Consider the following 20,484-nt stretch of genomic DNA (forward strand, 5'->3'; position numbering starts at 1 on the left):
GGTTGTAGTGGGCCAATAGTGCGACGCGTCTTGCCCGGCGGCGATGAATAACCCCGACAACGTCGGAGTCATTGGGGGGTCGGCCGTTGTTCGCTTGATCGCCGTCAACGCCCACACCGGAAGGAAAGCGGCCGCCCGCGAAAGACGTCGTGCATGTGCTGCCGCGTTGCCGATTCGTTCACGAAGGTTTCGGCGGCCGCGGCCGAAAATGGGACGTCCACCCCGCCCTTCGACTCTGCCAGCCCATGCTCGCCGACCCCGCCGAACGCCCGGCTGCCTTCACGGCGGCCGACGCGGCGGCGCGTGCGCTGGCCGAGGCCGAGGCCGCGCAGGCCCGGGGCGATCTGCCGTCCTGCCGCGAAGCCGCCGAGGGCGCCTGGCACGCGGCCGGCCATGCGCTGCCACCGTCCGCGCGGGCCCGCGCCGGCTTTCTGCTCGCGCTGAGCCTGTACCGGATGGGCCGTTTCGCCGAACTCGTGGCCGAGTGCGGGGCCGTCGTCGCGGCACTCACCGCCAGCGGCCAGGCCGAATCGGCCTGCCAGGTGCTGCGCTGGGTCGCGCTGGGCGTGCCCGAGATCGGCCTGTTCGATACGGGCCTGCAGGCCGCCCGCCAGGGCCTGAAGCTGGCCGAAGAGGCCGGGTTGCTGCCGATGCGCGTGCTGCTGGGCTGCGCCATGGCCGCCTGCTTCGAGCGCATCGGCGACCCGTGGCAGGCCGAGCGGCTGCTGTGCGATGCGCTGGTGCTGGCCACCGAACGCTGTGGCGACGAAGAGCGCTTCGTCTGCCTGAACAACCTGTGTGCGGTCGCGCTGACCCGGCATGAGCTGCTGCGCGACGGCCCCGATGCCGGCGCGGCGCGCGCCACGTTGCGGCAAGCGCGCGACTTCGGCCGCCAGGGGCTGGTGCTGGCCCATGGGCTCGGCGACCCGTTCTACTGCGCCTATGTCGAGGCCAACCTCGGCGATGCGCTGAACTTCCTCGGCGAGCACGCCGAGGCCGAATCCTGGCTGGCCTCGGCGCTGCACCGCACCGAGATGCATCGCTTCGAAGCGCTGCGCTGGCGCGTGCTGGTCTCGCTGGGCGAACTCGCCGTCGAGCGCCGGCAGATGGGCCGGGCCTGCGAGCGGCTGCAGCCGCTGGTCGGCGCCATGGGCCCATCGGCCCCGCAAGTCACGCTGATGCGTGCGCAGCGAGCGCTGTACCGCGCCCGCCGCGCGCTCGGCGATGCGGCCGGCGCGCTCGATGCCTTCGAGCGCTTCCACCGCCTCGAGCGCCAGCGCAGCGTCGCACAGCTGCAGGCCCAGGCGGAGCACCTGGTCACGCGGCTGGAGATCGAGCAGTCGCGCCGCGAAGCGAGCGCCCTGGCCGAGCGTGCGAACGCGCTCGAGGTGGCCGCGATGCGCGACCCGCTGACCGGGCTGCTGAATCGCCGCGGCAGCGAACGCGAGCTGCGCGCGCTGATGCTGCGCCGGCAGGGCAGCGCCGGCGAGCCGCCGATCGTCGTCGCGATGATCGACGTCGACCACTTCAAGGCCATCAACGACACCCACGGCCACGCCGCCGGCGATGCGGTGCTGGCCCGCCTGGCGCGCCTGCTGCGCGAGCAGGGCCGGCCGCAGGATCTGGTCGGCCGGCTGGGTGGCGAGGAGTTCCTGATCGCCTGGCCGGGCATCGGCCTGGCGCGGGCGGGGGAGATCGCCGAGCGTGTTCGCCAGGCGGTGGCCGAGGCCGGCTGGGGCCCGGGTGCGCCGGGCCTGCGCGTCAGCGCGAGCATCGGCGTGGCGGCGCTCGGGCCGGTGCCCGCCGAGGCGACGCTCGGCGAGTTGCTGGCCGAAGCCGACCAGGCGCTCTACCGCGCCAAGCGGGCCGGGCGCAATCGCGTGGAGGTGGCCGACGCAGCGCCGGTGGTGCCGGCGGGCTGAGCCGCCGCTTCCAGCTCGCGCTGCGAGATCGCCAGTTCATCGAACAGCCACGCGCGCAGGGCCTGCAACGGCGGCCAGTCGGCCAGGTTGCTCGGAAACGCCAACCAGTAGGCATCGGCCTCTTCGTTGCGCATCGCCACCGGTGACAGGCGCACCAGGCGGCCCTCGCGCAACGCGTCGGCGGCGAGGATCTCGCGTGCCAGCCCCAGGCCCAGGTTCTGCTCGGTGGCCTGCAGCATCAGCCCCGCATCGCTGAACGAGGCCACCGGGTTGACCCGCGTGCGCACGCCGTTGATCTCGAACCAGCGCTGCCACATCGGCGTGCTGCCGAGCAGCGGCTCGTCGGCCAGCGCGGCCGCGCCACGGCTGGCGATGGCCGCTCGCAGGCGCTGCGCGGCCTGCGGCGAGCCGATCACGATCAGCGGCGAATCGGTCAGGCACACGGCATCCAGCCCGCGCCAGTGGCCCAGCCCCTGGCGCAGCGCGGCGTGGAAGCCCTCGCGCTGCAGGTCGACCAGGTGCTGCGAGGTGTGCAGCTCCAGCCCGATCTGCGGATGACGCTCGCGCCAGCGCGCCATGCGCGGCAGCAGCCAGCGCTGCGCGAACGACGACAGCAGCGTGATGCGCAGCCGTGTCTCGGCGGTGCACGAGGTGGCGGCCGCGGCGCGCAGGCCATCGTCCAGCCCGTCGAGCGCAGGCTCGACCGCGCGCAGCAGCGCCGCGCCGGCGGCATTGAGCACGACGCGGCGGCCGCGCCGGTCGAAGAGGGTGAAGCCGATCTGCTCCTCCAGCAGCTTGATCTGCTGGCTGATCGCGCTGTGCGTCAGGTGCAGCTCGTCGGCCGCGGCGCGCAGGTTCAGCGTGCGCGCCACGGCGCGGAAGGCGGGCAGGGTCTGCAGCGGCAAGCGGGCCATGCTGGTAAGCATAGCTGACCACGAAGGCCAGAAGAAGTCGATTCCATGGCGGCGTCTACGCCTTTACTCTTACCAGCACCGATCAACCCGCCATGCAGGAGCCGCTCATGAACACCCCGCTTCACATCCGTGCCACCGCCTTCGCCGCCGCCTTGGCCGTCACCTTCGTGCTGGTGCAATCGGTCGCGCTGCTCGGGCTGCCGCCCGGGGCTGGCGACGCGCTGGTCGCCCAGGCCGCCCCCGCCCCGGTGCACGTGCGCTGAGCCCTGGCCGAGACCTGGCTTGCCGGCCTGCCCCGACATTGATCCAGCGCAAGCTCCCGCCACAGAGGGATTGAACGCGCCGCCCACGACCCGTCGAACCGTGCATTTGGCCAAGCATCGGCGCGGCGCCCGCAGTTCAATACGGGGAGGAGTCACGCGAGCCTGGCAGGAGCGGAGGGGACGAGCGGCATGGGGGTCGAGGGTGTGGCGATGTGGTCCCGGCGCCGCTGGCTGGCGGCAGCCGCGGGCGGGTTGGCCGCGGGTTGCGGCGACCCCCTGGCCAGCCCCGCCTACACGCCGCGATATGGTGAGCGCAGCGCCGAATCGCCACCGTCGCGGCCCATCGTGTTCGGCGTGCATCCGCTGCACAACCCGCGTCACCTGTTCACCACCTATGGCCCGCTGGTCGACCGGCTGAACGCCGGCCTGCCCGGTGCGCGCTTCGTGCTCGAAGCCTCGCGCAACTACGAAGAGTTCGAGCGCAAGCTCTACGCGCGCCACTTCGACCTCGCGCTGCCCAATCCGTACGAGACCCTGATGGCCATGCGACACGGCTACCGGGTGTTCGGCAAGATGGGCAACGACGAGGAGTTCCGCGGCATCATCCTGCTGCGTCGCGACAGCCCGGTGCGCCGCGTGATCGACCTGCGCAACCGCGTGATCAGCTTCCCGGCACCCAGCGCGCTGGCCGCCACGATGCTGCCGCAGCAGTTCCTGCACGACCATGGCCTGCCCTATGCCGCGTACACGGCTCGCTATGTCGGTTCGCAGGAGTCCTCGATGATGAACGTGGTCCTGGGCGATTCGGCCGCCGGCTCGACCTGGCCGCAACCCTGGCACCAGTTCCAGAGCCACCACCCGGCCGAGGCCGCGCAGCTCAAGGTGCAGTGGCAGACGGCGACCTTGCCGAGCAACAGCCTGATGGCGCGCGACGACATGCCGCCCGCGCTGCTGCAGCAGGTGTCGGCGCTGCTGTTCGACCTGGACGCCACGGACGAAGGCCGCGCGCTGCTCGCCAGCCTGCCGCTGTCCCGCTTCGAGCCGGCCGGCGACGCGACCTACCGGCCGGTGCGCGACTTCGTCGCCCGCTTCGCCCAGGCCGTGCGGCCGTTGCAGGATGGCTGAGTTGCCCCACCGCCGCCTGCTGTCGATACGCCACCGGCTGATGGCCGGCGTGATGCTGGTGCACGCGGTGCTGATGGCGCTGCTCATCGTCGAGCTGATGCGCGGGCAGGCCGGCTTCCTGGTCGAGCAGAGCCGCGCCCAGGCGCGCAGCCTGGCGCAGGCCGTGGCGGTCAGTGGCGCCTCGTGGGTGATGGCCAACGACGTCGTCGGGCTGCAGGAGGTGGTCGAGTCGGTGGCCCGCAGCCCGGACGTGCGTTTCGTGATGGTCGTCGACCCCGTGGGGCGCGTCCTCGCCCACAGCGAGCAGCAGCGGGTCGGGCTGTACCTGCAGGATGCGACCAGCCTGGGCCTGCTGGCGCGGCCGCCGCAGGCCCAGACCCTGATCGACAACGATGACCTGATCGATGTCGCGGTTCCGGTGCTGGCCGACCGGCGGCTGATTGCCTGGGCGCGCGTGGGCAATGGCCAGGAGCGCATCGCCGCCGAGCTGGCCCGGATGCGGCGCGACGGCATCGTGCTCGCGCTCGCCGCCGTCGGCATCGGCGCCCTGTTCGCCGCGCTGCTGGCGCGCGGCCTGATCCAGGGGCTGGACCGCCTGGTCTCGGCGATCGCCGAGGTGCGCGCAGGCAGGCGCGGCCTGCGCGTCGGCCTGGCCCGGCGCGACGAGATCGGCGTGCTCGGCCAGGCCTTCGACGGCATGCTCGAATCGCTCGAGGGCAGCGAGACCGAGCGCCAGCGAGCCATGCAGGCGCTGCAGGAAAGCGAAGAACGCTTTCGCGACCTGACCCTCCTGTCGGCCGACTGGTTCTGGGAGCAGGACGCCGAATTCCGCTTCACCGTGATGTCCTCGGGCGTCTCGGCCAAGTCGGGCATCGACCGCAGCACCGCGCTGGGCCAGCGGCGCTGGGAGATGCGCTTCGTCGGCGGCGACGAGGCCTTCTGGGCCGAGCACCGCGCGACGCTCGGGCGGCACGAACCCATCGTCGACTTCTGCTACCCGATGCTCAACGAGACCGGCGAGCAGCGATGGTTCCTGATCAACGGTCGGCCGCGGTTCGATGCGCAGGGCCGCTTCCTCGGTTACCGCGGCGTCGGGCGCGACATCACCGAGCGCAGGCGGAGCGACGCCGCGCAGCAGGCGCTCGAAGCCCAGTTGCGCGAGGCGCAGAAGATGGAAGCCGTCGGCACGCTGGCCGGGGGCATCGCGCACGACTTCAACAACATCCTCGGCGCGATCCTCGGCCACGTCACGCTCGCCCGCCACGAGTTGCCCACCGGCCACCCGGTGCTCGGCCACCTCGAGCAGATCGGCAAGTCCGGCGTACGCGCGCGCAGCCTGGTGCGACAGATCCTGTCGTTCAGCCGGCGCGGCAGCGGCGAACGGCGCGACCAGCCGCTGCACCCGCTGCTCGACGAGACGCTTGCCATGTTGCGCGCGACGCTGCCGGCTTCGGTGAGCCTGCAGGCGCGCCTGGGCGAGCCGCCGCTGTTCGTGCACGCCGACGCCACGCAGTTGCAGCAGGTGGTGATGAACCTGTGCACCAATGCCTGGCAGTCGCTCGACGGCCGACCCGGCCGCATCGAGGTCGGGCTGCTGGCGCTGACGGTCGACGGCCACGCCGGGGCCGCCGACCGTCCCGCCGGCCTCGCGCCGGGCGAGTACGCGCACCTGTGGGTCGCCGACACGGGCTCGGGCATGGACGCGGCGACGCGCGCACACATCTTCGAGCCCTTCTTCACCACCAAGCCCGAGGGCCAGGGAACCGGGCTGGGCCTGGCCATGGTGCACGGCATCGTCGCGGCGCACTCGGGCGTCGTCACGGTCGACACCGCGCTCGGCCACGGCAGCACCTTCCACGTCTACCTGCCCCTGGTGCACCCGGACGATGCCGCGAGCCCGGCCGAGCCCCAGGCCCTGTCGGCGGCCCCACCCGGCCAGGGCCAGCACGTGCTGTACGTCGACGACGACGAAGTCATGGTGCTGCTGGCCGAGCAGTTGCTGCGGCACCTGGGCTACCGCGTCAGCGGCTTCCACGATCCGCGCGAGGCCGTCGCCGCCGTGCGCGAACGCGGCGGCGAGTTCGACCTCGTCGTGACCGACTACAACATGCCGGCCATGTCGGGCCTGGACGTGGCGCGCGCCGTGGCCGAGGCGCAGCCCGGGCTGCCGGTGGTCATCGGCTCGGGCCGGGTGCCCGAGGAGCTGCGCCATGTCGTCGGTGTGGGCAACGTGGGCGGCATCGTGCACAAGGAGCAGATGGTCGAGCAACTCGGCGCGGTGGTCGCGCGGACGCTGGCCGCCCGTGGCGCCGCGGCGCCGGCGCGTCAGGACGCCGCCAGCTCGGCGATGAAGTCGTAGGTGTCGCCGCGGAAGTACGAGCGCGACAGCTCCACCGCGCGACCGTCGGGCAGGTAGCCCAGCCGCTCGACCAGCAGCCCCGCATCACCCGGGCGCGCCTGCAGCAGGGCCGCCTGCTCGTCGTCGAGCAGCAGCGCACGCAGCCGCTGCAGCGCCCGCACCGGGCGGTGCCCGCTGCGCTCGAGCGCGTCGTAGAGCGACTCGTCGACCGCGTCGAGCGAGCCCAGCACGCTGGCCAGCACGGTCGCGTGCTCGAGCGCCATCGGCGCGCCGTCGGCGTAGCGCAGGCGCCGGAAGCGGAACACCGTGGTGCCCGGGCTCAGCGCCAGCTTGAGCGCCTCTTCCGGCGTGACCTGGCCGGCGGCACGGCCGAGCCACTCGCTCCTCGGCGTGCGGCCGCGCGAGCGCATGTCCTCGGAGAAGGAGCTCAGCTTGGCGAAGTTCTTGTCGATGCGGCCGCCGACGAAGGTGCCCGAACCCTGGCGGCTGACGAGCAGCCCCTCGGCGGTCAGGCCGTCGATCGCCTTGCGCACCGTGATGCGCGACACGCCGAGCTCGGCGGCAAGCTGCCGCTCGGAAGGCAGCGCGTCCTCGGCGCCGAGGCAGCGGCTCTCGATGGCCTCGCGCAGCGCACGCTGCAGCTGCTGGTACAGCGGCTGGTGGGCGTGGCTGTCCAGCGCCGCCGACAGGCGCTCGGCCAGGGCCTGCGACGATGGGCGGCTCACAGCTTCACGTACAGGCCACGCCGGTCCATCGCCCGGCCGACCCACCAGCACCCCAGCATGAAGACGAGCGCGAACAACAGCGAGCCGGGCTTGGCGCCGGCCCAGGGCTCGAACCAGGTGGCGTGGATCCACTCGAAGGCCGGCCGGCCCTGCACCGGCACGGTCCACAGCACGCTCATCGCGAGCTCGGCCAGCAGGTAGAGGAACAGCGTGTTCTTGCCGAAGACGGCGAAGAAGCCGGTCCAGGCCCGCTTCCCGGCGAGGTCGATCACGGCGACCAGCAGTGCCAGCACCGCGAAGTCGACACCGACCCCGACCAGCACGTAAGAGCTGGTCCACAGCTTCTTGTTGATCGGCAGCACGGTGTCCCAGGCCAGGCCGAGCACGACGCAGACCGCGCCGGCCCACAGCAGCAGGCGCACCGCCTGCAGGTCGCGGCCCCGGCGCTGCAGGAAGGCGGCCGCGGCATAACCCGCCAGCACGTTGACCGTGGCCGGCAGCGTGCCGAGCAGGCCCTCGGGGTCGAAGGCGATGCCCTCGCCGTGGTACAGGTGGGCGTCGCCCAGGGCCCAGCGGTCCAGCGCCAGCGCGGCGTTGCCGGCGAGCGTGTAGTCGCCCAGGTTCGCCAGCACCCACCAGTTCAGCAGCAGCAGCAGCAGCGCCACCAGCGCGGTGCCCACCTCGCCCACGACGTGAAGCAGCAGCGCGGCGAGCGCATAGCACAGTGCGATGCGCTGCAGCACGCCGAGCACGCGCAACTCGGCCAGCGGCTTGGCCACCCAGCCGCCGCCCGGGCCCGGCTGCACGAAGGGGAACCAGTACAGCAGCACGCCGAGCGCGAAGATCAGCAGCGTGCGGCGGGCCAGCTTGCGCAGCATCGGCCCGCGGCCCTGTGCCTCGTAGCGCGGCAGCGTCAGGCTCATCGCCGCGCCCATCACGAACAGGAAGCTGGGAAAGACCAGGTCGGTCAGCGTGAGGCCGTGCCAGGTGGCGTGCAGCAGCGGGCCATAGGACTTGGCCTCGCTGATCGACATGTTGACGATGATCATCAGCGCCAGCGTGGCGCCGCGCATCACATCGATGGCCAGGTATCGCGGTGGGGAAGATGGCATAGGGGTATGGGTACCCTCACCTTATCACCCGCCCTGCGATGCGCGCGGCCCGAAGACGATTCCGAATCGAAGCTCACGCAAGATTACAAAGCCGCCTCGGGCAGGCCCGCCGCCACCTGCGGCGTCGGCAGCCGCACGCTGGCCACCAGGCCGCCCTCGGGGTGGTTGGCCAGCGTGAGCTGCCCGCCGTGGGCTTCGACGATGCTGCGCGCGATGCCCAGGCCCAGGCCCAGGCCGCCCTCGTTGCGCTCGCGCCCGTGCAGCAGGCGCACGCGCGGCTCGAACAGCGTGGCCAGGGCGTCCTCGGGCACGCCGGGGCCGTGGTCGCGCACGTCGATGCGCACCCAGCCGGGGCCGTCGGCATGGGCGCCGATCTCGACCCGCTCGCCGTAGTGCAGCGCGTTGTCGACCAGGTTGCCGAGCGCACGGCGCAGCGCGAGCGGCTTGGCCCAGACCGCCAGGCCCGATTCCCGGCAGGCCACCGGGTGCCCCGCGAGGCGCGCGCCGCGCACCAGGCGCTGCAGCAGGCCGTCGAGCTTGAGCTCGGTCGGGTTCTCGTGGATGTCGCTGTCCTTCACGCACTGCAGCGCCCCCTTGACCATCATGTCGAGCTCGTCCAGGTCCTCGTCGAACTCGCTGCGCAGCGCCTCGTCGTCGAGCAGCTCGGCGCGCAGCTTCAGCCGCGTGATCGGCGTGCGCAGGTCGTGCGAGATGGAGATGAACAGCCGCTCGCGGTCGTCGAGGTACTTCCGGATGCGCTGGCGCATTGCGCCGAAGGCGCGCGCGGTCTTGACGAACTCCTTGCTGCCGGTCTCGGGCAGCTCGGGCGCACGCTCGTCCTGGCCGAAGGCCTCGGCGGCTTCGGACAGCAGCTTCAGCGGCCGCGTGATCCAGCGCAGCGCGAACAGGATCGACATCAGCAGCACCGCGGCCAGCGACAGCCCCTGCAGCACCAGCCGGTCGGTCGACAGCGGGTCGTTGCTGGCCAGGAAGTAGGGGTTGGGCATCAGCGTGGCGAGGTAGAGCCAGTGGCCCGGCTCGAGCTCGGCCTGGATCACCAGCACCGGCGCCGGGTCGGGCTGGATCAGCAGCGTGTGCTCCACCCAGTCGGCCGGCAGCTCGGCCAGCGTCACGCCTTCGGGCGTGACCGCGAGCTGGTCCGGCCAGGCGAAGGCGAGCTGCAGCCCGGGCAACGGCGGCAGCTCGGCCTTGAGCGTCTGGCCCACCGCCTCGAGCGCCGCACGCGACAGCGAGCCGGGCTCGATCGCCCGGATCGCGACCGGCGCCTTGCCGAGCTGAACGAAGAAGCGCATGCCGCCCAGATCGCGCGACTGCTGGATCAGCAGCGCGCGGTAGTTGGGCGGCACGCTGCGGAAGAAGCGGATCGCGCTGGCGGCGCTGCGTCCGATGTGCTGCGAGGCGGCGCGCACGTCGGTGGCCGCCTTTGCGCGCCACTGCGAGACCCAGATCATGTTGCCGGCGAGCTGCGTGACCAGCACGCCGGCCACCATGACCAGCGACAGCCGGCCCATCAGCGACTGCGGGAGCAGGCGCTGCCACCTGTTCAGCGACTGCGGGAGCAGGCGCTGCAGCCCGCGCCGCCACCCCGCCTCAGCCGTTGGCGCTGCTGACGTCGGCCGAGAAGACATAACCCGCACCGCGCACGGTCTTGATCAGGCGCGGCTGCTTGCCGTCGTCGTTCAGCCGCATGCGCAGCCGGCTGATCTGCACGTCGAGCGAGCGCTCCAGCGGCGCCGATTCGCGCCCGCGCGTCTGCTCGCACAGGATGTCGCGGTCGAGGATCGCGCCCGGGTGCTCGACGAAGTACTTCAGCAGCTGGAAATCCAGCCCGGTCAGCGGCACCGGCTGGCCCTCGCGGTCGACCACGGTGCGCTCGACCAGGTCCATCGTGAAGCCGTCGAACCGCCAGTAGCGCGCCGCGCCGGCCGCATCGCCGCCGCTGCGGCGCAGGATGGCCTTGATGCGCGCCAGCAGCTCGCGCGGGCTGTAGGGCTTGGCGATGTAGTCGTCGGCACCGAGCTCCAGGCCGACCACGCGGTCAGTCTCGTCGGAGCTGGCGGTCAGCATGATGATCGCCACGTTCGAGCGGGCGCGCACCGCCTTGCACAGCGCGAAGCCGTCGGTGTCGGGCAGCATCACGTCGAGGATCACGAGCGAGAGCTCGTCGAGGTGGCGCTGGAACTCCGACAGGAAGCTCTCGCCGTTGTGCGCCAGCACGACCTCGTACTGGTTCTTCTCGAGATAGGTCTTCAGCAAGACCCGGGTCTTCTGGTCGTCATCGACGATCAGGATCTTTCGTCCCATCGGTTCGGTCCTTCAATCCCTCGCCGGGTCGCCCCGGCCCGGCTGCAGCGCGCGAAACATCGTGGCCAGCCGGCGCTGCACCTCGGCCGGGCTGATCGTGTCGTCGACGAAGAAGCGGTGCAGCTCCGCGATGATCGCGTCCTTGCTCGCCTCGCCGGCGGCCATGCGGTGCACCAGGCTGGGCGCGCGCATCGCCGCGTCCTGCCCGAACAGCGTCCACGAGGCGCGCGCGCAGCGGTCCATCTGCGCCGGGTCGGCGTCGCGCCGCACCGGCACCGAGCCCTTGGCCGCGTTGTACTCGGCCTGCAGTGCCGGCGTGACGACCAGCCGCGCGAGCTTCTCCTGCGCCGCGGCATGCGCGTAGCCGGCGGTGAACATCGTCAGCGTGTCGACGCTGTACAGGTGGTAGCGCCCGGTGCCGGGCACCGCGGTGCAGCCGATGTCCGGCCCCGGCGCGCCGCGGGCCAGCAACTCGCCCTTGGCCCAGTCGCCCATCACCAGCATCGCCGCCTCGCCGCGCACGAGCTGCTGCAACGCCTCGGTCCACGGCCGTTCGGCCACCGGCGCCGGGCCCATCCAGGCCTTCATGGTGCGCAGCCGCAGCAGCGCTTCGGCCAGCCGTGGGTCGGCTGCGGCCTGCGGGCTCTGGCGCACGAACAGCTCGCGGTGCAAGGCCGGCCCGCCGACGCCGAGCACCAGCGCCTCGGCCAGCGCGGCCACCTGCCAGGGCTCGCTGCTTTGCGCCAGCGGCTGCACACCGGCCGCCTTGAGCGCCTGCGCCACCTGCACCCAGTCGGCCCAGCTCACCGGCGGCGCCAGCCGGTGCTGCGCCAGCAGGCGCGGGTGGTAGAACAGCGTGTTGATGCGGTGGACGCCCAGCGGCGCCGCCACCACGTGGCCGCGGTAGCGGATCAGCTCGTCCACCGTCGGGAACAGCACGCTGGCCCAGCGGCCGGGCTCGGCCACCGTGTCGAGCTCGAGCAGCAGCCCGAGCGCGGCCCACTCGCGGATCGACACGCCGATGATCTGCGTGACCTCCGGTGCATCGCCGGCCAGCACGCGGCCGCGCAGCACCTTGCCGGCGCCCAGGCCGGCGCCGCCGGGGATCGCCGCGTCCTGCCAGACGATGCCTTCGTCGGCCAGGCGCATCGCCAGCACCTCGGCGGCGCGGCGCTCGCTGTCGGACGTCCACCAGTGCAGAACCTGCAGCGTGGGCGCGCGCGGCGGGGTCGACGGCTGGGCATGGGCGGCATGGGCGCCCAGCGCCGCGCCGGCCGCCGCAAGCAACCAGGCCATGCAGCGCCTGCGAAACAACCTGAACAGAGAAACCACCCGCAAGGAGAAACCGTTTTCGCCCTTGGCGGATTGTGCGGCCCGCAGCACCCCGCGCCGGCCCTGGAAGACCCCGATTCCCCCGATACCCCGGCCGGTTTCGTGCCGGAATCGGCACAGGCTTCAACGGGCCTGCAGCGCGCGCCGGATGCCCTGCTCGACCAGCGGCTTCATCAGCGCATAGCCCGTGGCGTTCGGGTGCACGCCGTCCTCGCCCAGCTCGCGGCGCAATCCCCCCTGGGTATCGGCCATCGGCGTGTGCAGGTCGACGAAGGCGTGGCCTTCGCGCTCGGCCAGCGCGCGCAGCCGGGCGTTCAGCGCGACGATCTGGGGCGCCGGCTGCACGGCCGGGTTCCAGTAGTAGGCCGAGGCCGGCACCAGCGCACACAGCACCACGCGGATGCCGTGCGCCCGTGCCAGCTCGGCCATCGAGGCGATGTGGCCCTCGATGACATCGAGCGTGGCCGGGCCGGTGTTGCCGGCGATGTCGTTGGTGCCGGCCAGGATCACCACCGCCGCCGGCCGCAGCGCGATCACGTCCGAGCGAAAGCGCACCAGCATCTGCGGCGTGGTCTGGCCGCTGATGCCGCGGTTGACGTTCGCCGGGTCGGCGAACGGGCCATCCGGGGCACCGCGGGTCCAGCCCTCGGTGATCGAGTCGCCCATGAAGACGATCCGCCGTTCACCGGCCGCCGGAGCCGCCAGCGCGGCGTTGGCCGCCGCGTAGCGGCCCAGGCCCGCCCAATCGGGCGGCGGGCCCTCGGCCGCCCAGGCGCGGGCCGCGTGGCCGGCCACCAGCACGGTGGCCACCGTGGCCAGTGCCAGCAGCGCCGCGCGGGTGGTTCGGTGAAGGGCGATTCGTCTCATGCTCACAGCTTGTACGTCACGCCGAGCAGGTAGCGCCGGCCATACTCGTAGTATTGCTCGGGCATCATGCGCGGCGGTGTCGAGGTGCTGGAGTCGTCCTGCAGCGTCGTACGGTACGGCGTGTTGGTCAGGTTGTTGACCTGGAACTGCAGCGACAGGCCCTTGAGCGCGCCCGTCTCGAACGCGTAGCCGAGCTGCAGGTCGGTGATGCGCTCGGCGCTGATCGATGACAGCGAGTTGTCGATCCAAACGCCGCGCACCTCGGCCACGTACTTCGAGCGGTAGCGCTGGCCGACGCGGGCCGACCAGCCGTCCTTCTCGTAGTAGACGACCAGGCTGCCGACATCGCCGGACAGGCCCTCGATCGTGCGCTTCAGGTCCGCCTTGCCGTCGTTCGAATGGCCGGGCAGGTTGCTCTGGTTGTGCGACAGGCTGAACACCGCGCCGAAGCCGTCGAGCGGCTTATAGAGCATGCCGAAGTCCAGCGCCGCCGAAAGCTCGTAGCCCTCGATGTAGCCGCCCTTGCCGTTGATCGGCGCCGAGAGGATGCCGATGTTGCAGTTGGTCTCGCCCGGCATGCACACCGGCTCGACGCCGGTCGTGTTCGGGAAGCCGGTGAAGTCGAACTTCATGTCGTCGACGTAGATCGACGACTCGAGCTGCTTGTGGAAGGCCGCGGCCGCCACGTAGCTGCGCTTGCCGAAGTACTTCTCGACCGACAGGTCGACCGCGGTGGCGCGCCAGGGCTCGAGGAAGGGATTGCCGCCGCTGCCCGACCACTGGCCGAGCTTCTCGCCGGAGGTCGCCGGCTGCGCGGTGAAGCCGGCCCGCATGTCCTCGAGGTTGGGCCGCGCCAGCGTCTTGGCCAGGCCGAAGCGGACGAGCGTGGTCGGCGTGACCTCGCCCACCAGGTTCAGGCTCGGCAGCACGTCGGTGTAGCTCTTGCTGTACGAAGTCGGCGATGCGGCGCCGGCCTGTGCGTCCCAGACCACGCCGGTGGCGTTCTGCTCGGTGCGCACGACCTGCAGGCCAAGGTTGCCGCGCACGGGGATGCCGACGTCGAAGTCCAGCCCGAACTTGCCGAAGGCGGTCGTGACCTTCTCGTTGACGCCCCAGATGCGGCCCGGTGCCGAGGCCTCGTTGACCGCAGCCGAGTCGTACACCCCGCTGCCGATGGCCTTCATCATGTCGAAGCCGGCCAGGCTGGGGATGCCGACGAAGCCCAGGTCGGCCGCCGACACCGCGAAGGCGTCGGTGATCGGCGCGCAGGTGTCGCCGTCCTTCGCGCACGGCGTGCCGTCCTTCAACGCGTAGATCGTCTGGGTGCGGCGGGTGTCCTTGCTGCGGTCGGTGTAGTTGACGCCGCCTTCGAACTGGCTCAGCGGGCCCCACTCCAGCGAGCGCTTGGCCGACAGGCGCAGCGCCTTCATCTCGTCATCGACCTTGATCGGGCTGAGCGAGCCGGATTGGCCGACGCCGTTCAGGCTGCCCCACTCCGAGAAGCTGCGCAGCTGCAGCGCGCCGCCCGCGCCGTAATCCAGCACCGGCGTGAACTGCGAGAAGCCCGCGCCGGTCTCGGCGTGGAAGCTGCTGAAGCCGGTGATCGCCGGTGCTGACGCATAGGCCTCGGCGACCACCTCGTCGCGCCGGGCCTTCGAGTAGCTCAGGTCGCCGGTGGCCTTCCAGTCGCCCAGCGCCAGCTCGTTGTTCCAGCCGATCGCGAAGATCTTGTCGTCGCGCTGGGTGTGCCGCATCAGCACCAGCGGGTCGACGTTGCCGAGCGTGCCGCTGGTGACGACGCGGTCGTTGCCGAAGGTCGTGGTGCCGACGTTGCTGTAGATCGGGCCGCCCGACACGGGCGAATCCGAGGTGCCGCTGCCGCTCCAGTCGGGCATCAGGTTGGCCTGGAACTCGCGGCCTTCGGACTTCTGGCTGAACTTCGAGTAATACAGGTCGAGCTGGCTGTGCAGGTCCTTGTTCGGCTTGTACTCGAGCACGGCCATCAGGCCGTCGCGGGTGTTGTCGATGCTGCGCACGCCGGCCTCGAAGCCCTGCAGCGTGGACGGCGCCTTGGACGGATCCTCGTTCTCCAGGCCGCGGAAGCCGCCGCCCCAGATCGCCGAGTTGCCCCACCACCACGACTTGAAGTAGCGCTCCTGGTTCGGGCTGTCCAGGTGGGCGTAGCCGAGCGCCAGGCCCACCGTGCGGTCGGCGAACTGGTCGATGTAGGACACGCTCAGCCGGTTGCCGCCGGCGCTGGTGCCGGGCACGACCGTGCCGTTGTCGTTGCGCTCGCCGCGCACGCCGAGCGTTAGCTGCCGGCCGGCCAGCGACAGCGGGCTGACCGTCTTCATGTTGACCGTGCCCGACAGGCCCTGCGCCCCCAGCGCCGCATCGGGCGTCTTGTAGACCGCGGCGCTGTAGATCAGCTCGGCGGGAAACTGGTCGAACTCGACCGAGCGGTTGTCGCCGGTGCTGACGATCTCGCGGCCGTTGAGCAGCGTGACGCCGAATTTCGGCGCCAGGCCGCGGATCGAGATGACCTGGTCGCGGCCGTTGACGCGCTGCGCGGTCAGGCCCGGCAGGCGGGCCAGCGACTCGGCGATGCTGGTCTCGGGCAGCTTGCCGATGTCCTCGGCCGTCACCGCCTCGACGATCTCGTCCGAGTTGCGCTTGACCGCGATCGAGCTCTCGATGCTGCCGCGAATGCCGGTCACGGTGACCGTCTGCGGTGTCTGCGCTTCCTGCGCCAGCAGCAGCCCCGCCGGACACCACAGCGTGGCGCAGGCCACCGCGATCGGCGTGACACGGCTGCGCGGCCGGCGACACCGGCTGCCCTGGCTTCCCTCTTGACTCCTCGTGCTTTTCATGTGCGCGGACCTTCCGTCAACTTGGATTGAATGGAACAGACACTCCCCGTACGGGTTCTTTTCTTCTCTCATCAGCGGTTGTCGACCAGCGACGACAGGCCACGCCGGCCGTTGCGATCGAACGCGGCGACGCGGATCCAGCCGTGCTCGCCGATCGGGCCGGCGACGAGCGGGCTGCCGGGCCCCGGCTCGCTGCCGTCGGTGGTGTAGCGGGCGCTGAAGCCCGGCAGCTGGTGGTTGACCCACACGCGGCCGCCCTGCTTCAGCAGGCCCGGCGGCGCGATGCGGTAGTTCAGGTCCGGCCACTCGGCCGCCAGGCGCGGCAGCACGCGCTGGCCGACCTGGTTCGCGAAGACCGACCAGGCCTGGGCATGCAGGCGCGTGGCGACAGCGTGGCCGCTGGCGCGGGCCCAGGCCGGCTCGCCCGCCCAGGCGCACTCGGCCAGTGCGAGCAGGCGCGGCATCAGCAGGTAGTCGATGCGCTGCGGCTCGCGCACCGTCTCGCTGAACAGCGTCGCCTCGAGGCCGAGCACCTGGCCGCGGCCGCGTGCGCTCAGCGGCTGCAGGCCGGGGCGGCGCGCCGGGTCGGTGGGCGCGACCCGGGTCGCGTCCAGCGGCAGGTAGTCGAACACCGTGTCGAGGTCGATGGTGGCCGCCCAGTTCACGCCCGGCTCGTCGGGCCGCGCGCTGTGCGCCATGTCGAAGTACAGCGCGGTCGCCGGGGCCAGCACGATGGGGTAGCCGGCATTGGCCAGCCGGTAGGCCAGGTCGGCCGCGTCGTCGAGGTTGTTCCAGACGAACAGCGGCGGGCGCTCGGCGATGAACGCCGGGTTCGGCTCGAGCGGCGCGGCGTCGCGGCCCGGTGGGCGGCGCGCGCCGAGCTCCTCCCAGCCGGCCGGCTGCGCGCCGTGGGCGCGCACGATCGCGATCACGCGGCGGTAGAAGTGGTCCCATAGCTCGGCGCGGCTGCGCAGGCCGAGCGACTGCATCAGCCGCGCGCAGGCGGGCGAGCGCTCCCACGCGCCGGCGGGCAGTTCGTCGGCGCCGACGTGCAGCGTGCGCAAGGGCACGCCGGCGTCGCGGTGCAGCGAAGCGACCTGCGCGACGACCTGCTCGATGAACGCGTAGGTCGATGCCAGCCCCGGGTTCATCACGTGGTCGGTGTAGAACTGCGGCGAGCGGTAGACGGAAGCGTCCTCCGGGTCGCTGAGCAGGAAGCCGGCCGCATCAGCGCGCCCGGCCGCCGCCAGGCGCGCGCTGCGCGCCTGCATCGCCTTGACCGCCGCGCGCGAGTGGCCCGGCATCTCGATTTCCGGAATCACCTCGATGTGCAGCGCGGCGGCGTGCCGCAGGATCTCGACGTAGTCGGCATGGCTGTAGAAGCCGCTGCCGTGCGGGTCGTCCACCGAGGGGCCCGAGCCGTAGGCCGGCGGCAGCCGGTCGGCGCCGTCCAGCGTGTGGCCACGCACCGCGCCGACCTCCGTCAGCTCGGGCAGGCCGTCGATCGCCAGGCGCCAGCCCTCGTCGTCCGCGAGGTGCAGGTGGAGGGTGTTGAGCTTGTAGCGCGCCATCAGGTCCAGCAGGCGCAGCACCGTGGCCTTGGGCTGGAAGTTGCGCGCCACATCGAGCAGCAGCCCGCGGTAGGCGAAGCGCGGCGCATCGGCGATGCGCAGTGCGGGCAGCGTCACCCCCTCGCTCGCCGCGGCGTCGGGCAGCGGCATCAGCTCGCGCAGCGATTGCAGGCCGCGGGCGATGGCGGCAGGCGTGCGGCCCCTCAGTGTGACGCTGCCATGGCCCGCCGGGTCGACGACCAGCGTGTAGGCCTCGGGCGACGCCGGCCCCGGCACCGCGCCGATGCGCAGGCGCAGGCGGCCCCGCACGGTGGCCTGCGCGGCCAGCGGCAGGCGCGGCGCCAGCAGCGCGGTGGCCTGCTGCGCCTCGCGCTGCAACGCGCCCGGCGCGTCGATCACCGGCATCACGGCCCAGTGCACCCGGCCCGCGCGGCGCTCGAACGCGCGCGGGCTCGGCAAGACCGGGGGCAGCGTCTCGGCGGCGAGCGTGGCGGTCGCCTCGTTGCGGCGGTAGATCGCTTCCGGCGTCAGTGCGATGGCGGCATCGCTCAACTGCTCGGGCCGGGTCGGCACCACGCGCTCGAAGGCATTGATGGCCTGGCCTTCGGCCGGGGCGCTGTCAAAGACGACGTACGGGCCCTTCGGCGCCTTGTCCATCTTCGCGACCACCTCGGCATGCAGCACCTGCAGCGCGATCGACTGCCCGGGCGCCAGCGTGCCGAAGCCGGCCCGCGGCCGCATGCGGTACAGCGTGCCGGCCAGCGCCTCGAAGGCGACACGCGGATCATGGCCTTCGGGCTCGATGCCGGCCTGGCAGTTGAAGTACAGCGCCCAGCCCGCGGCGGGCCAGGCCTCGGCGCCCCGGTTGGTGAGCGTCAGCGTCGCACGCGAGCGCCCGTCGGCATGCGCCGGGTCGGCCACGTTGCGCTCGATCTCCCAGCGCAACGCGAGGCCATCGGCCGCCGGCGCGGCGCCGACGGCCGACACGAGCGCCGCCCACAGCGCGGCGGACAGGGCCACGAAGACGAGTGCGCGCAGGCAGCCGCCCGCCACGCGCCGCGCCGTCACGCCGCCGCCCTCGCCGGCTGGCCGGCGCGCTGCGCCGCCACCATGTTGCCCGGGCGCAGCCGCCGCAGCGCGCGGCCCTCGGCATCGAACACATGCAGTGCGCTCGCGTCGGCCGAGAACGCGAAATCCTCGCCAATGCGCACGATCCGGTTGCCGTCGCCACGAACGACCGCCTCGCTGCCGTCGCTCAAGCTCAGGTAGATGTAGTTGGCTTCGCCCAGGTGCTCGACCACGCCGACGCGGCCGCAGAAGTGCTCGGAGGCTTCGAGCCCCTGCTGGGCATGCTCGGCGCGCAGGCCGACCTGCACCCGCGCGCCCACCGCCGCGCCGCTGCCGTCGACCAGCGCGCGCACGCGGCCGCCGCAGTCGAGGTGGACGCCCACGCCGTCCGCGCCTGCCTGCTCGACCGTGCCCGCGAACAGGTTCATCGTCGGCGAGCCGATGAAGCTCGCGACGAAGCGGTTGCACGGCTGCTGGTACAGCTCGAGCGGCGAGCCGGCTTGTTGCACGCGGCCCTCGTGCATCACGACGATCTTGTCGCCCAGCGTCATCGCCTCGACCTGGTCGTGCGTGACGTAGACGATGGTCGCGTCGAGCTGGTGGTGCAGCTTGGCGATCTCGAGCCGGGTCTGCACGCGCAGCGAGGCATCGAGGTTGGACAGCGGCTCGTCGAACAGGAACAGGCGCGGCTCGCGCACGATCGCGCGGCCGATCGCCACGCGCTGGCGCTGGCCGCCCGAGAGCTCGCGCGGGTAGCGCTCGAGCAGGTGCTCGATCTTCAGCGTGCGCGCCGCCTTGAGCACACGCTGCTCGATCTCGGCCTTGCGCGCGCCGGCGATCTTCAGCCCGAAGGCCATGTTGCGGTACACCGTCATGTGCGGGTACAGCGCATAGCTCTGGAACACCATCGCGATGCCGCGCGCGGCCGGCGGAAGGTGGTTCACGACCTCGCCGCCGATCTCGATCGTGCCGTCGCTGGCCTGCTCCAGCCCGCACAGCAGCCGCAGCAGCGTCGACTTGCCGCAGCCCGAAGGGCCGACCAGCACGACGAACTCGCCGTCGGCGATCTCCAGGTCGATGCCGGCCAGCACGTCGGCCCGGCCGTCGTAGGACTTGCGCAGCTTGCTCAGACGGACACTGGCCATCTCAATACTTCCACAGCGAACAGAACATCACTTGACGGCCCCCGAGGTCAGGCCGCGGATCAGCTGGCGCGAGAACAGCGCATACAGCACGAGCATCGGCACCACGGCCAGCGACAACGCGGCGAGCACCGAGTTCCAGTCGGTCACGTACTGGCCGATGAACTGCTGCACCCCGAGCGTGACCGTGCGGGTCTGCTCGGCCGGCGCGAGGATCAGCGGGAACCACAGGTCGTTCCACGCCGGGATCATCGTGAACACCGCCACCGTGGCGATCGCCGGCCGCAGCAGCGGCAGCACGACCTGGAAGAAGATGCGGAACTCGCCGACGCCGTCGCAGCGCGCGGCATCCTTCAGCTCGGTGGGCACCTGGCGCACGAACTCCGACAGGATCATCACCGCCAGCGGCAGCCCCTGCGCGGTGTAGACCAGCACCAGCGCCGTCAGCGTGTTGACCAGGTCGAGCGCGACGATCAGCTCGAGGATCGACACCGTGCCGAGCCGGATCGGGATCATGATGCCGAAGGCGATGAACACCGCCAGCACGCGCCGGCCGGGAAATTCGTACTCCGACAAGGCCCACGCAGCCATCGCGCCGAAGCCGACGATCAGCACCAGCGACGCCAGCGTGACCGTCAGGCTGTTGGCGAAGTAGCCGAGGAAGTGGGTCGAGGCCATGACCTTCTCGAACCCGATCCACGACAGGCTGTCCATCGTCGGCAGCGCCATCGGGTCGTCGAAGATCGCCGCGCGCGTCTTCACCGAGTTGACCAGGATCAGCGCGATCGGGAACAGCGCGAGCGCGGTGTAGGCCAGCAGCACCGCGTGCAGCGCGAGCCGGCCCAGGCGCGGGTCGAGCCAGGCGGCCTGGCGGGGCAGCGCCATCGCG

The 20,484-nt window shown here is 71.9% G+C and carries 15 protein-coding genes; 4 read left to right on the top strand and 11 right to left on the bottom strand.

What is annotated here, in order from left to right; translation table 11 throughout:
- Positions 1-245: 245 nt before the first annotated feature.
- The gene (locus VJ693_RS19700) at positions 246-1,922 is read left to right on the top strand and encodes a GGDEF domain-containing protein (RefSeq protein ID WP_324156969.1); all 1,677 of its coding nucleotides are present in this window, start codon (positions 246-248) and stop codon (positions 1,920-1,922) included.
- On the opposite strand, the gene VJ693_RS19705 is transcribed toward VJ693_RS19700, so the two are convergent.
- Positions 1,850-2,848: a LysR substrate-binding domain-containing protein gene (locus VJ693_RS19705; RefSeq protein WP_324156971.1), complete on the bottom strand. Its 999-nt coding sequence runs from the start codon at positions 2,846-2,848 to the stop codon at positions 1,850-1,852. The genes VJ693_RS19700 and VJ693_RS19705 overlap by 73 nt on opposite strands.
- Before the next feature lie 95 nt (positions 2,849-2,943).
- On the opposite strand from VJ693_RS19705, the gene VJ693_RS19710 reads away from it, so the two are divergent.
- The 3 genes from VJ693_RS19710 (at position 2,944) to VJ693_RS19720 (ending at position 6,583) form a co-directional block, all read left to right on the top strand.
- On the top strand, positions 2,944-3,099 hold the full coding sequence (locus tag VJ693_RS19710) for a hypothetical protein (RefSeq protein WP_324156972.1): 156 nt from the start codon (positions 2,944-2,946) through the stop codon (positions 3,097-3,099).
- Between the two features lie 210 nt (positions 3,100-3,309).
- Complete coding sequence (locus VJ693_RS19715; protein WP_324156973.1) at positions 3,310-4,224, top strand: phosphate/phosphite/phosphonate ABC transporter substrate-binding protein; 915 nt, start codon at positions 3,310-3,312, stop codon at positions 4,222-4,224.
- Position 4,225: 1 nt separating this feature from the next.
- Complete coding sequence (locus tag VJ693_RS19720) at positions 4,226-6,583, top strand: ATP-binding protein (protein ID WP_324156974.1); 2,358 nt, start codon at positions 4,226-4,228, stop codon at positions 6,581-6,583.
- Here the strand turns inward: VJ693_RS19720 and VJ693_RS19725 are convergent.
- From VJ693_RS19725 to VJ693_RS19770, 10 genes are all read right to left on the bottom strand, one after another.
- Positions 6,550-7,284, bottom strand: coding sequence for a GntR family transcriptional regulator (locus tag VJ693_RS19725; RefSeq protein WP_324157094.1), 735 nt, complete (start codon positions 7,282-7,284; stop codon positions 6,550-6,552). The two genes, VJ693_RS19720 and VJ693_RS19725, sit on opposite strands and share 34 nt — an antisense overlap.
- 20 nt (positions 7,285-7,304) lie before the next feature.
- Positions 7,305-8,420, bottom strand: a complete 1,116-nt coding sequence (locus VJ693_RS19730; RefSeq protein ID WP_324156975.1) for an acyltransferase family protein — start codon at positions 8,418-8,420, stop codon at positions 7,305-7,307.
- 83 nt (positions 8,421-8,503) lie between these two features.
- Entirely contained in the window at positions 8,504-9,952 is a 1,449-nt protein-coding gene (locus VJ693_RS19735) for an ATP-binding protein (RefSeq protein ID WP_324156977.1), read from the bottom strand.
- Between the two features lie 79 nt (positions 9,953-10,031).
- Entirely contained in the window at positions 10,032-10,745 is a 714-nt protein-coding gene (locus tag VJ693_RS19740) for a response regulator transcription factor (RefSeq protein WP_324156978.1), read from the bottom strand.
- 12 nt (positions 10,746-10,757) lie between these two features.
- Positions 10,758-12,041 (bottom strand): ABC transporter substrate-binding protein, encoded by a 1,284-nt coding sequence (locus VJ693_RS19745; RefSeq protein ID WP_324156980.1) that lies wholly within the window; start codon positions 12,039-12,041, stop codon positions 10,758-10,760.
- 159 nt (positions 12,042-12,200) lie between these two features.
- Entirely contained in the window at positions 12,201-12,944 is a 744-nt protein-coding gene (locus tag VJ693_RS19750; protein WP_324156982.1) for an SGNH/GDSL hydrolase family protein, read from the bottom strand.
- Between the two features lie 2 nt (positions 12,945-12,946).
- Positions 12,947-15,814, bottom strand: coding sequence for a TonB-dependent receptor (locus VJ693_RS19755; protein ID WP_324156983.1), 2,868 nt, complete (start codon positions 15,812-15,814; stop codon positions 12,947-12,949).
- 71 nt (positions 15,815-15,885) lie between these two features.
- Positions 15,886-18,453 (bottom strand): family 20 glycosylhydrolase, encoded by a 2,568-nt coding sequence (locus VJ693_RS19760; RefSeq protein ID WP_324156985.1) that lies wholly within the window; start codon positions 18,451-18,453, stop codon positions 15,886-15,888.
- A complete protein-coding gene (locus VJ693_RS19765) occupies positions 18,450-19,598 on the bottom strand; it encodes a sn-glycerol-3-phosphate ABC transporter ATP-binding protein UgpC (RefSeq protein ID WP_324156986.1) in 1,149 nt (382 codons plus the stop codon). Before VJ693_RS19765 ends, VJ693_RS19760 begins: the two co-directional genes overlap by 4 nt.
- A gap of 27 nt (positions 19,599-19,625) precedes the next feature.
- Positions 19,626-20,480 carry a carbohydrate ABC transporter permease gene (locus tag VJ693_RS19770; protein ID WP_324156987.1) on the bottom strand — a complete coding sequence of 285 codons (855 nt, stop codon included), beginning with the start codon at positions 20,478-20,480 and terminating at the stop codon, positions 19,626-19,628.
- Positions 20,481-20,484 lie beyond the last annotated feature (4 nt).

It is taken from the genome of Ideonella sp., assembly GCF_035254525.1.
Classification (GTDB): Bacteria; Pseudomonadota; Gammaproteobacteria; order Burkholderiales; family Burkholderiaceae_C; genus Ideonella.